Here is an 11,811-nt window from a genome sequence, read left to right as displayed (position 1 = left end):
CAAGATCATGGACGGTTTGTTGAGCATCGGCGCGATCCTGGCGCTGTTACTGTTAGCGGGCGGCGCCATTGCGCTTTTGGGCGGACGCAGCGCCGTCTCGTTCCGCTGGCTATTGGCGGCGGCGGGTCTGGTGCTTCTCAACGACGCCCTGCTCACCCGGGTCTATCGCTTGGTCCCCGACCTGATCGGCGGCGACTGGAACTGGCAGGGCAAGCTGGCGGCCCTGGCCGCGACCCTGGCCCTGGCCGCCCTGCCCGTCCTGGGCTGGCGCGCGAGCGGCCTGACCTGGCGACAGCAGCATCTCAAGGGACCGCTGATCGTCGCCGGCCTCTATGCTCTGCTGTTCGTCGGCCTGGCCCTGGCCTTTCCGAACGAACCCGCCGACGCCGAGACCCTGGCATTCCAGCTGACCATGCCCGGCCTTGAGGAAGAGGCGTTCTATCGCGGCGTGCTCCTGCTGGCCCTTGACCGCGCCTTCACGGGCCGGGTCCGGCTCCTGGGGGTCGACTGGAGCTGGGGCGCGGCGCTGTCCTGCGCCCTCTTTGGGCTGGCGCACGCGTTCGGCGTCTCCAAGGGCGAGATCTCGTTCGAGCCGCTCGCCTTCGCCCTGACCGCCGGCCCCTCGCTGATCGCGGTCTGGGTGCGGCTGCGCACGGGAAGCATCCTGCTGCCGGTGCTGATGCACAACCTGGGCAACGCCGCATCCCTGTTGATCTGAGCCCTGACCGCATTGTCATCGGGACAATGTTTCGGTTGCCGTGACGCGGGGCGGGGCGCAATCGAAGGCGACCACCGCCGATGGAGCGCCCATGCCCCAAGTCGCCCTGCCTTTACGCCACTTCCTGCTGGCCCTGGCCGTGGTGGCGGTGTGGGGCACCAATTTCGTGGTCATCCGCGTGGGCCTCGATCACCTGCCGCCGCTGCTGTTCGCCACCCTGCGCTTCTCGATGGTGCTGCTGCCGATGGCGTTCTTCGTCAAGCGGCCGGCGGTGTCTTGGGGCAACCTCGCCGCCTACGGCGTGGCGATCGGCGCAGGGCAGTTTGGCCTGCTGTTCGTGGCCATGAAGGGCCACATTTCGCCAGGTCTTGCCTCGCTGGTGGTGCAGACCCAGGTGTTCTTCACCATCGGCATGGCCATGTGGATCAGCCGCGAGCGCGTGCAGGGCTTTCAGGTCGTGGCCCTGCTGCTGGCCGCCTCTGGGATCATCCTGATCGCCGCGCACGGCGGCGGCTCAGCGACTCCGCTCGGCGTCATGCTGGTGCTGCTGGCGGCGGCCAGTTGGTCGGCTGGCAACATGGTGGCGCGCCAGGCTGGCCCGGTGAATATGCTGGGCTATGTGGTCTGGGCGAGTCTCTTCTCGATCCCGCCACTCTTTGCGATGTCGTTGTGGTTGGAAGGCTGGCCGGCCATCGTCAAGGGCGTCATCCATGCCGACGCCCTCACCTGGGCCGCCGTCGCGTGGCAAGCCGTGGGCAACACCATGTTCGGTTACGCCGCCTGGGGCTGGCTCCTGGCCCGCTATCCGGCCGCCACCATCACGCCGATGGCCCTGCTGGTGCCGGTGTTTGGCATGGGCGCATCGGCCCTCCTGCTGCACGAACCCTTGCCCGCCTGGAAGCTGATCGCCGCCGCCCTGGTGCTGACGGGCCTAGCGGTGAACATGCTGTGGCCGAAGGTGCGGGCCTGGAGAGCGGCGGCGGCTTGAAATCCCTTTGCCTTGTCATCCCGGAAGCCTCGCAGAGGCTATCCGGGACCCAGGAGATGAAGAAGCGCTGTGCCGGCCGCCCCCTGGGTCCCGGCTCTGCGCTGCGCTTCGGCCGGGATGACACGGTTTGGGTTTGACCTCCGTCGGGGAAGTCAAAGGACCCTACCCAACAAAACAGGGAGGTCGTCATGCCAAAGCCGTTCGAGGTCAACTGGAGCCGCGAGGCCGTCGACAAGGTTCTGAGCCAAGTCCGCGCCTACGATTTCCCGCCCGCGCCCGAAGGCGGCGGCTGGGGCTACGGCTGCGACGCGGACTTCCTGAAGGACCTCTGCGCCTACTGGACCGACGGTTTCGACGTCGGCGCGGTGCAGGCCAATCTGAACCGCTTCCCGCAGTTCAGCGCCACCATCGAAGACCTCGACATCCACTTCGTTCACGTGGTTGGCGAGGCGAACGGCAAGCGGCCGCTCTTGATCACCCACGGCTGGCCGGGCAGTCACTTCGAGTTCTGGGACGCGATCGAGCCGCTAGCCTTCCCCTCACGCCACGGCGGCGATCCGGCGGACGCCTTCGATCTGGTGATCCCGTCGCTGCCGGGCTTCGGCTTCTCGGGAAAGCCGAAGCGCCCCTTGGGCCAGCGGGCGACCGCGCGCCTCTTCAACACCCTGATGACCCGTGAGCTCGGCTACGAGACCTACCTCGCCCAAGGCGGCGACTGGGGCGGGCTGGTCACTTCGTGGCTGGGCCTCGACCACGGCGCGCATGTGAAGGCCATCCATCTGAACATGATCGGCCTGCGTCCCGCCGGTCCGCCGCGCACCCAGGAGGAGATCGACTGGATCACCGGCTTCGGCGCCCAGATGGACCTTTGGGGGGCCTATTTCCGCCTGCAGGCCAGTAAGCCGCAGTCGGTGGCGTGGCTGGGCGCCGGCAACCCGGTCGGTCAGGCAGCCTGGATTCTCGAGCGCTTCCACGATTGGGCTGACCTGTCGACCAAGCCGTTCGAACAGGTCTTCACCCGCGACCAACTGCTGACCAACCTGATGATCTACGTGATGACCGGCAGTTTCACGACCGGCGCCTGGTACTACCGCGCCATGCTGGAAGAAGGTGGCCCGGTGCTGACCGAGGGCCAGCGCTGCGGGACGCCCACCGCCTTCGCCAACTTCCCGGGCGAGAGCATCTACAAGCCCCCGCCCCGCTCGTGGGCCGACCGCGCCTACAACATCACGCGCTGGAGCGAGATGCCGCGTGGCGGCCACTTCGCCGCGATGGAAGAGCCCGGCCTGTTCGTCGACGATGTGCGGGCGTGGGCGCGAGAACTCCCCTCCCTCTGATGGGAAGCGAGCTTCTGGACGCCCCCATCTAGCCGTGGCATCCGGTGGCCGAAGTTTGCGCACCGAGGACCCATGGCCCGCTACGATTTCGCGTCCGACAATGTCGCCGGCGCCATGCCTGAGGTCATGGAGGCGTTGATCGCCGCCAACGCCGGGACCGCCTCGGGCTATGGGACCGACCACGTCAGCCGCGCCGCCGCCGATCGCATCCGCGCGGCGCTGGACGCTGACGCCGAGGTTCGGTTCACCGCCTCGGGCACCGCCGCCAACGCCTTCGCCCTGACCCTGCTGGCCGCGCCGCACGAGGCGGTCCTGGCCCATGAGCATGCTCACATCTGCACCGACGAGACCGGCGCGCCGGGGTTCTTTGGTCAGGGCGTCGGCCTGATCGGCCTGCCGGGCGCTTCGGGCAAGATGGAGCTGGCGCCGCTGGAGGCGGCGCTGGCGCAGCCGGACGTCTCCTACCGCCAGCCTGCGGCGGCCCTGTCGCTGACAACCGCCACCGAGTACGGCACGGTCTATTCGCAGGCGCATCTGGAGAGCCTGATCGCGCCGGTGAAGGCCAAGGGCTACGGCGTCCACCTTGACGGCGCGCGACTGGCCAATGCGGTCGCGGCGGGCTTTGATCTGAAGAGCATCGCCAAGATGGGCGTCGACATCCTGGTGATGGGCGGCGCCAAGGCCGGCTCGACCCCGACCGAGGCCGTGGTGTTCCTGAACCCCGACCACGCGCGACGCCTGGACGCTCGCCTCAAGCACGCCGGTCAACTGATCTCGAAAGGTCGCTTCCTGGCCGCGCCGTGGCTGGGCCTGCTGGGGGAGAATGGCGACACTGGTCCCTGGGCCGCCCGCGCCGCTCACGCCAACGCTATGGCGCGCAAGCTGGCGGACCTGATGCCGTTCCCGATCAAACACGCTGTCGAAGCCAACGGCATCTTCGTCCAGATGGACGAACCGACCCTGGAGCGTCTGCGCGGCGAGGGTTGGTTCGTCTACCGCTTCCTGGACGGCACGGTCCGCTTCATGTGCTCGTGGGCCACGACGCCCGAGATGGTCGAGGACCTCGGCGAAGCGCTGAGGCGGGTAGCCTGAAGTCACCCTCCCCTAGCGAAAGGCCAGTGTAAGGGGTTGCGCCCTCACCCGGCGTGGCGGCGCTCAGTTTGAAGCTGCAACCCCTGACCCTCCCACGCCTGGGGCGCGGGCCCCTCCGTCTCCCTCTGCGAGAAGGAAACCAGGGGCGCCGCCGCTTCGGTGGCCGAGGTCTCGGTGATCCCCAGCATCTTGGCGATCTCGCTAGCGGGAGCCGGACGGCTGATGAAATAGCCCTGGATTTCGGCGCAGCCCTGACCGCGCAGGGCGTTCAACTGCTCCAGGGTCTCGACGCCCTCGGCCGTCGTGGTGACGCCCATCGAGGCGCCCAGGTCCAGCACCGCCTTGATGATCGCCAGGGCGTCGCTGTCATGCAGGATGTCGCGCACGAAGGTCTGGTCGATCTTGATCTTGTCGAACGGGAAGCTGCGAAGATAGCTCAGCGAGCTGTAGCCGGTGCCGAAGTCGTCCATCGAAATCCGCACGCCCAGCGCCTTGAGGTCGTGCAGCATGGTCATGTTGGCGGCGCTGTCCTGCAGCAGGACCGACTCGGTGATCTCCAGTTCCAGCCGCTCGGCCGCCAGCCCCGAACTTGCCAGCGCCGAGATGACGGTGCGGACAAGCCCACGATCGCGGAACTGGGCCGGCGACAGATTGACCGCCAGGCGGACATGGTCGGGCCAGTTGGCGGCCTCGGCGCAGGCGCGCCGCAGAACCCACTCGCCCAGCGGGACGATCAGGCCGATCTCCTCGGCCAGAGGAATGAAATCGGCGGGCGAGACTGTGCCGCGCTCGGGGTGACGCCAGCGCAGCAGGGCCTCGCAACCGGTCACCCGTTCGTCCCCGAGGTGATAAAGGGGCTGGTAGACCAGTTCGAACTCACCCGCCTGCACCGCGCGACGCAGATCCAGCTCCAGGGCGCGACGGGCTTGCAGTTGCTCGTCCATGGCGCGCTCGAAGAAGTGGTAGGCGCCGCGCCCGTCGGCCTTGGCGCGGTATAGCGCCATGTCGGCCTTCTTCAAAAGTTCGTCGGCTTCATCACCATCTGTGGGCGCTAGGCTGACACCGACGCTGGCGCCGATCACGACTTGATGACCTTGCAGATCGAACGGCGCGGACATGGCCTCGACGATCCGGGCCGCCAGGCGCGTCGCGCCGTTGGCGTCGTCCAGTCCCGTCTGAACGACGGCGAACTCGTCGCCACCCAGGCGCGCGACGGTGTCGCCTTCGCGCACGCAGCCGCGCAGACGCTCGGCGGCGATTTTCAGCAAGGCGTCACCCAGCGGATGACCCAGGGTGTCGTTGACGGTCTTGAAGCGATCCAGATCCACGAAATGCACCGCCAAGGCGTCACCCTTGCGTGAACGCCGCGCCAGAGCTTCGCTCAGCGACTTCTGGAAGAGAACGCGGTTGGGCAGGTCGGTCAGCGGGTCGTAGTGCGCCAGCCGCGCGATCTGGGCTACGCCCCGGCGGTTGGTTTCGTTGCTAGCCTGCAGCAGGGCCAGCACCGTGCCAACGCCCAGATAGCGCTCGTTGTCGGTGACGATGAACCCGCGCAGCAGGTCCGAGGCGCGATAGGACAGACTGTCCGAGGTGAACTCGGCCAGTTCGGTGTTTGCGTCTACGACCAGCGGCTCGCGGTCCATCAGGGTGGAGATCGGCCGGTTGGCATACAGCGCACGCCCGTACTCGGCCGCCATGCGCAGGAAGAAAGCGTTGCGTTCGACCAGTCCGATCGGACGGTCGTCCCGGTCCAAGACCGGAATAATCAGGGTGTCGGGCTCTTCCCGGAATCGATCATACAGCGCCTTGCCGAGGTGATCCTCTCGCGCCGGCTCCAGGAAAGAAACAGTGTCACGCAGGGTGAACATTGATACGCCTCCACTCGCGAGAGCAAGAGGCCAGCGCGCACCTAACGCGATCCTAATGGACGCGATCAGGCTAGCGAATTTCGCGAAAACTTCACAGCTTCGTCACAGTGTTTGCGGCGATTTTTACGGAGTGAAACCGAATACTTCCAGTTATGCTTAACGGCCGGTATCCAGGAAGTCCCTAGACCTGAACGCCTCCGGCGCTGCGACCTCGACGACGGGCTCATCGCGATCATCAAACTCAGTGCGCAGGGCCCGGCTCATCACCGCGTGCATCTCGTAGAGACAGGTGATGTAGGTCAGCTCAAGGATTTCTTCGTCACAAAGGAACGCCTTCAGCGCCGCGAACACGCCGTCGGCCACCCGGCCGCCGTCCAGGACCAGACCGTCGGCATAAGCGAGCACCGCGCGTTCGTGCGCGTCGAAGACCTCGGAGACCTGCCATTGCGGAACGGCGGCGATCTTCTCCTCCGACACACCCAGCCCGCGCAGCGACTTGCAGTGCTGCGAGAAAACGAACTGGCTGCCCCGCGCCCAGCCGGCCCGCGTCTGCGCCAGCTCGCGGAGCACAGGGTCAAGCTTGCGGGCCGGATCGCGGTAGAGAGCGAAGCCTTGCGCAGCGTGGCGCAGGATGTCGGGACTGCCGGCGAAGACTGTCCACCAGTCGCCGCGCGTGCCGGTTTCGGTGCCCGGCTGGGCCACCGGATCGCGGTCGCCGAACAGCAGATCGTAGAGCCGCAGGGTCCCCTTGTCGGTGACCTCGGCGCGGGGGATCTGGCGCAGGCGCGGCATCAGGCGTCCGCCGTGGCGCGGGCCGGTTCGTGCCGCACGTCGCCCGGCCCAAAGGCGCGGGTGAAGGCGGCCAGCTCCATCATGATCCCGTTCGGATCGGTGAAGTAGACCGAACGCACGAAGACGCCCGAATGCAGCTTGCGGGCGACACCCATCTCGCTGTCGTCGTGGTTCACGACCATCGGAAACACCGGAACGCCGGCCGCCTGCAGACGCTCAAGGCAGGCGTCCAGATCGGCCTCATCGACGCTGAAGGCCACATGGTTCATCGAGCCGACCGCCGTCTTGGCTTCGGCTGGAAACGCCTTGACGGACGCCACGCCGGGCGCTGCTGGCGGGACATCGGGCCACCAGAAGAAGGCCAGGCAGGATCCGCCGCCGCAGTCGAAGAAAAAGTGCTGGCCGCCGTCCGGCAGGGCCACGGTCTTGACCAGCGGCATCTGCAGGATCTCGGTATAGAACCTCACCGTCTCGGCCATGTCGCGGCACACAAGAGCAAGGTGATTGACGCCGGTGATCTTCATCTCGGCTTCCTCCCGGAAACCGAAGTTACGCGAAAGCCGGCGGCCGTACAGCATGACGCTGGGGCGCCTATTCCCGCTCGCTCTTGGTGTCGCCAAGAAGGATCTGGCCGCCCCAACTGACCACGCCGGTGACGACCGCCGCCAGGATCCCCGCCCAGAGGCCCTGGACCCTGAGCCCCTCCAGCATCCAGGCCACCAGCCCGATCATGCCGGCGTTCACCACCAGCAGGAAAAGTCCCAGCGTCGCCAGGGTCAGGGGGAAGGTGAGCACAGTAACGATCGGACGCACCACCGCGTTGACGATCCCCAGCAGCAAGCCCGCAATGACCAGTGTCTTCCAGCCGTCCGCCGAAACGCCGGGCACGATCTGGGTCGCCAGCCAGAGACCGAAGGCGGCGATCAGGATGCGAAAGATGAGACGTAGCATACGGCGGAGACTCCTCGGTTCGAGCCGCAGATTGGCCCATGCGCGGCCAGGATCAAGTCGCGCGCGAATACCCAACTCCGGAACTCGGACATTACAAATACGTTACCGCTCTTCAAACCGCCGCTCAGCGAACTATCTAGTCCTCCGTGTGGGGGATGATCGCGCGCGATTGGCGAGCGGATCCGCACGCAAGGGGATATGAGTACGATGGCCGTGAATTCTCTATCGGTGATGTCGCCGGACGGCGGCTTGTCGCGTTACCTCACCGAGATCCGCAAGTTCCCGATGCTCAGCAAGGACGAGGAGTTCATGCTGGCTCAGCGCTGGAAAGAGCATCAGGACCCGCAAGCGGCCCACAAGATGGTCACCAGCCACCTGCGCCTCGTGGCCAAGATCGCCATGGGCTATCGCGGCTACGGCCTGCCGATCGGCGAGGTGATCTCCGAAGGCAATGTCGGCCTGATGCAGGCCGTCAAGAAGTTCGAGCCTGAAAAGGGCTTCCGCCTGGCGACCTACGCCATGTGGTGGATCCGCGCCTCGATCCAGGAATACATCCTGCGCTCTTGGTCGCTGGTGAAGATGGGCACGACCGCCGCGCAGAAGAAGCTGTTCTTCAACCTGCGCAAGGCCAAGAGCCAGATCGCCGCCTTCCAGGAAGGCGACCTGCACCCTGACCAGGTCAGCGCCATCGCCACGAAGCTGGGCGTGCTGGACAGCGAAGTCATCTCGATGAACCGTCGCCTGTCGGGCCCCGACGCCTCGCTGAACGCGCCGCTGCGCGCCGACGGCGAGAGCGAGTGGCAGGACTGGCTGGCCGACGAGGAGCAGGTCTCCCAGGAGACCCGCGTCGCCGAGGACGAGGAAAAGTCGTTGCGGATGTCGCTTCTGGAAGAGGCGATGGTCGAACTGACGGACCGCGAGCGTCACATCCTGACCGAACGTCGCCTGAAGGACGAGCCGACCACCCTGGAAGAACTCGCCGCCCAGTACGGCGTCAGCCGCGAGCGCGTGCGCCAGATCGAGGTCCGCGCGTTCGAGAAGCTGCAAAAGACCATGCGCGAGGCGGCGATCGCCAAGAACATGGTCGAGGCCTAAACATCGCCGTCCTCCCTCGCTTAGCGGGGGAGGCGGATCGCCGCGCGAGCAGCGAGACAGAGGGGGCGCTTTCCGGCGCTCCTCTTTTCTTTGGACGTTTTGCGCCCCTCCACCGCTTCCCGGGTTCCCCTCCCCCGTTTCACCGTTGAGCACGAAGGCTATAAGGCCCCGCATGACTGCGCGCCCGCCTCAGCTGATCCTGCTCCCCGGACTCCTCAACGACGCCGAGCTGTGGCGCGACCAGATCAGCGGCCTCTCAGACGTCGCGCGGATATGGGTTCCTGACCTGACGCCCTACGCCACGATCCGCGAGATGACCGAGCATGTGCTGGCGAGTGCGGAGCCGACCTTCGCCTTGGCCGGCTTCTCTATGGGCGGCTACGTCGCCCAGGACATCGCCCGGATCGCGCCGGACCGCATCGAGCGCCTGGCGCTTCTGGACACCTCGATCCATGTCGACACACCGCAGCGCGCCGCCCAGCGTCAGGCGCTGAACAAGGCCGCGGCCAAGGGCGGAACGTTCCTCGGCATCGGTCAGACGATCATCAAGAGCTATATCGACTCCTCGCGCCTCGACGATGTCGAACTCACCACCCGCATCGTCGACATGACCCAGCGCCTCGGTCGCGAGGTGTTCCTGCGCCAGAACAGCCTGGAGCGCGAAGATGGGGAAGCCGCGTTACGCGCTCTGCGCGTTCCAATGGTGGTGATTGTCGGCGAGAACGACCAGATCACGCCCGCTGAAGGCCATCGGGAAATGGCGACGGCGATCGGATGCTCTCACCTGGTGGTGATCCCGCAGACGGGACACATGACGCCGATGGAAGCCCCGGGTGCGGTCAATGGCGCGCTACGCCACTGGCTGCAACGTCCCGCCGGACATCGCTGACGGCGTCAGGCTGCGCGGACCTTGTCTTCCGGAGCCATGAAGCCCATCAGGGCGTCGATGCGCTTGACCAGTTCCTGACGCGCGACGGGACCGGCGACGTCGGACTGCATGCAACTCATCAAGGCGTCGGCGGCCTGGATCAGGCGGGGCTCCTTGACCACCTCGCCGACACGCCGCAGTTCCACCGCCTGGGCGACCAGGGCGCGTCGGGCTTGAGCCGGATCGGAGTCCAACGCCTGGGCGGCCGACTTGACGATACGCAAGGCCTGGGACAGGCGCGCCGCCGGCGTGCCCGCCCCATCAGCCTTGCGCTTGCGGGGGCCCTTGTAGTCGGCCGAGTTGAAACGGCGACGGTCGGGACCGACGTAGGCCACGGCCTCGACCCAATCGCGGGGCTTCAGGGTGACGGCTTCCAGACGACGCTCAAGGTCTTTCAAATTGAAAGGCTTGCGCATGAACTCGTGTACGCCTGCATCGCGCGCGCCCAAGATCACCTCGGCGGTCGCCTCGGAGGTGCACATGATCACGGGGGCTTCGCGGGAAGCCAGATCACTGCGACGCAGCTTGCGCGTGAAAGCCAATCCATCGACGCCCGAAGACGCGCCGTGTTCGACGAAGATCAGTTGGGGGTCGACCGCGCGGGCCATGGCGTAGCCCTTCTCGGCGGTCGGGGCCGAGAAAATCTGCACGCCGCCCAAGGGGCGCAGTTGTTCCGACAACAGGCGTGCGGTCGCGGGATTGGGGTCCACGACCATGACCCGCTGCACCTTGGCGGCGACACGCTGAATTGTGCGGACGTTACCGTCGAACACGAACACGACTCCCGAGACTGCCGTTCAGCCTTAGCGTCAGAGTGTAAAAATCCACTTATCGGCCAGCCTGGCCAATGGTGGGTGACCCATCGGTCGATCTAGTCTGAGAGAGGCACCGCCAGGCCGGCTTCGAAGTCCATCAGGATGTCGATGCCTTCTTCGATGTCGACCGTCAGCGGCTCACCCAGAGGGAAGCGGTAGCGCCAATAGCTGGAGATATGGGAAATCACCCCCACCCGCTCGCCCAACGACAGAAACATCTCGGGCGCCCGCAACAAAAAGTCGCGGAACGCGATCGGGCGGCCGTTCTCGATCAGGTCCTCAAATGCGTTGTCATAGACCTTTAGCGTGCGCATGACCGCGGCGCGCTCGACGAGAATTCCGCCCTGCAGGCGACGCCGGCTATCGTCGATAAATTTAGCGGCCTCGGCGTCCTTGTTTCCGGTCACCACAAGGCGGCTGATCTCCTGTCCCACCGAGGCGAGATCAGACCAGAGTTTGGTGAGCATCCACTTGTAGTAGAGGAAACCCTTCCAGCTGAAGACGCCCTCCTTGAAGCTCTCGCCCTCCATGACCAGGGTGGCGCGCAGCGGCTCCAGGCGCTCATCGACGTCGGACGAGAGGAGCGCTTCAACCAGCCGCGCGGCGTGAGCGCGCCCTACGCCCCCTGAGCCGCGATAAGCCAGCTCAATCAGACGGGCGATCTCCTGGGTCACGAAGCCCTGCATGTTCTCGTAGTCGGCCGCAGACAGTGAGAAATAGCAGTTGGCCACGAAGACGCCGTGGCGGCGTAGGTGCTCGCGCAACAGGAACGGGTCCAGCGAGGGCAACATGTCGATTAAGCGCAGGGTCGTCAGGTCCCGGCTCATGTCGCCCGAAGCGTTGCAGGCCTCGACCACCAGATCGACCCAGCCGCGCTGGCCGACAAAGAGCGACTGCCCGCCAAGACCAAGGTCCTTGCGGTCGAACGGAATGATGATCTTGGTCGCGGTCGGGCGCGCGTCGTCGAACAGATAGATGTCGTCGTGCCGCAGACGGTGCTTGAGCACGATCGCGGTATTCAGCAAGCGGTTGCGAAAGAGCGGCGCCTCGCCGTACTCGGGGCGATGCGCGCTATCGGCCTCCACGGCGAGAAGATTGAGGACGCGACTGGTCGAGGCCGTACGCTCCAAAGCGCGTAGACTTCGCATCATGCGATCGGCCTTGTTGAGCTTGGGCCGGCGAATACGCGCGAGAGCGGACAAAAAGATCCCCCAGAAAGACAAGCTT

The 11,811-nt window shown here is 66.0% G+C and carries 13 protein-coding genes; 7 read left to right on the top strand and 6 right to left on the bottom strand.

Annotation, left to right across the window (positions count from 1 at the left end; genetic code table 11):
* Nucleotides 1-7 precede the first annotated feature (7 nt).
* From CSW63_RS06075 to CSW63_RS06060, 4 genes are all read left to right on the top strand, one after another.
* A complete protein-coding gene (locus tag CSW63_RS06075) occupies nt 8-718 on the top strand; it encodes a CPBP family intramembrane glutamic endopeptidase (RefSeq protein ID WP_062094298.1) in 711 nt (236 codons plus the stop codon).
* A gap of 40 nt (nt 719-758) precedes the next feature.
* Nucleotides 759-1,706, top strand: a complete 948-nt coding sequence (locus CSW63_RS06070; RefSeq protein WP_168193609.1) for an EamA family transporter — start codon at nt 759-761, stop codon at nt 1,704-1,706.
* Nucleotides 1,707-1,894: 188 nt separating this feature from the next.
* Entirely contained in the window at nt 1,895-3,043 is a 1,149-nt protein-coding gene (locus CSW63_RS06065) for an epoxide hydrolase family protein (RefSeq protein ID WP_062094296.1), read from the top strand.
* Between the two features lie 72 nt (nt 3,044-3,115).
* A complete protein-coding gene (locus tag CSW63_RS06060) occupies nt 3,116-4,135 on the top strand; it encodes a beta-eliminating lyase-related protein (RefSeq protein WP_062094295.1) in 1,020 nt (339 codons plus the stop codon).
* 44 nt (nt 4,136-4,179) lie between these two features.
* Here CSW63_RS06060 and CSW63_RS06055 read toward each other — a convergent pair whose 3' ends face one another.
* From CSW63_RS06055 to CSW63_RS06040, 4 genes are all read right to left on the bottom strand, one after another.
* Nucleotides 4,180-6,003: a bifunctional diguanylate cyclase/phosphodiesterase gene (locus tag CSW63_RS06055; protein ID WP_062094294.1), complete on the bottom strand. Its 1,824-nt coding sequence runs from the start codon at nt 6,001-6,003 to the stop codon at nt 4,180-4,182.
* Nucleotides 6,004-6,159: 156 nt separating this feature from the next.
* A complete protein-coding gene (locus CSW63_RS06050) occupies nt 6,160-6,795 on the bottom strand; it encodes a carboxymuconolactone decarboxylase family protein (protein ID WP_062094293.1) in 636 nt (211 codons plus the stop codon).
* Nucleotides 6,795-7,373, bottom strand: coding sequence for a VOC family protein (locus CSW63_RS06045; RefSeq protein ID WP_168193608.1), 579 nt, complete (start codon nt 7,371-7,373; stop codon nt 6,795-6,797). The genes CSW63_RS06050 and CSW63_RS06045 overlap by 1 nt, the downstream gene beginning before the upstream one ends.
* 13 nt (nt 7,374-7,386) lie before the next feature.
* Nucleotides 7,387-7,746, bottom strand: a complete 360-nt coding sequence (locus CSW63_RS06040) for a phage holin family protein (RefSeq protein ID WP_062094292.1) — start codon at nt 7,744-7,746, stop codon at nt 7,387-7,389.
* Nucleotides 7,747-7,843: 97 nt separating this feature from the next.
* Between CSW63_RS06040 and CSW63_RS06035 the strand changes: the two genes are divergently transcribed.
* The 3 genes from CSW63_RS06035 (at nt 7,844) to CSW63_RS06025 (ending at nt 9,730) form a co-directional block, all read left to right on the top strand.
* The gene (locus CSW63_RS06035; RefSeq protein ID WP_127847009.1) at nt 7,844-7,948 is read left to right on the top strand and encodes a hypothetical protein; all 105 of its coding nucleotides are present in this window, start codon (nt 7,844-7,846) and stop codon (nt 7,946-7,948) included.
* The gene (rpoH, locus tag CSW63_RS06030; RefSeq protein WP_082749373.1) at nt 7,945-8,841 is read left to right on the top strand and encodes an RNA polymerase sigma factor RpoH; all 897 of its coding nucleotides are present in this window, start codon (nt 7,945-7,947) and stop codon (nt 8,839-8,841) included. The genes CSW63_RS06035 and rpoH overlap by 4 nt, the downstream gene beginning before the upstream one ends.
* 172 nt (nt 8,842-9,013) lie before the next feature.
* A complete protein-coding gene (locus tag CSW63_RS06025; protein WP_062094290.1) occupies nt 9,014-9,730 on the top strand; it encodes an alpha/beta fold hydrolase in 717 nt (238 codons plus the stop codon).
* A 5-nt stretch (nt 9,731-9,735) separates the two neighbouring features.
* On the opposite strand, the gene CSW63_RS06020 is transcribed toward CSW63_RS06025, so the two are convergent.
* Entirely contained in the window at nt 9,736-10,548 is an 813-nt protein-coding gene (locus CSW63_RS06020) for a response regulator (protein WP_062094289.1), read from the bottom strand.
* A 92-nt stretch (nt 10,549-10,640) separates the two neighbouring features.
* Nucleotides 10,641-11,786 (bottom strand): hypothetical protein, encoded by a 1,146-nt coding sequence (locus tag CSW63_RS06015; protein WP_082749372.1) that lies wholly within the window; start codon nt 11,784-11,786, stop codon nt 10,641-10,643.
* Nucleotides 11,787-11,811 lie beyond the last annotated feature (25 nt).

Origin of the sequence: Caulobacter sp. FWC26, from assembly GCF_002742645.2 — a bacterium.
In the GTDB taxonomy this organism is placed as follows: Bacteria; Pseudomonadota; Alphaproteobacteria; order Caulobacterales; family Caulobacteraceae; genus Caulobacter.
The sequence above is the reverse complement of the archived record's forward strand: the minus strand, read 5'-3'. Positions and strand labels throughout refer to the sequence as shown.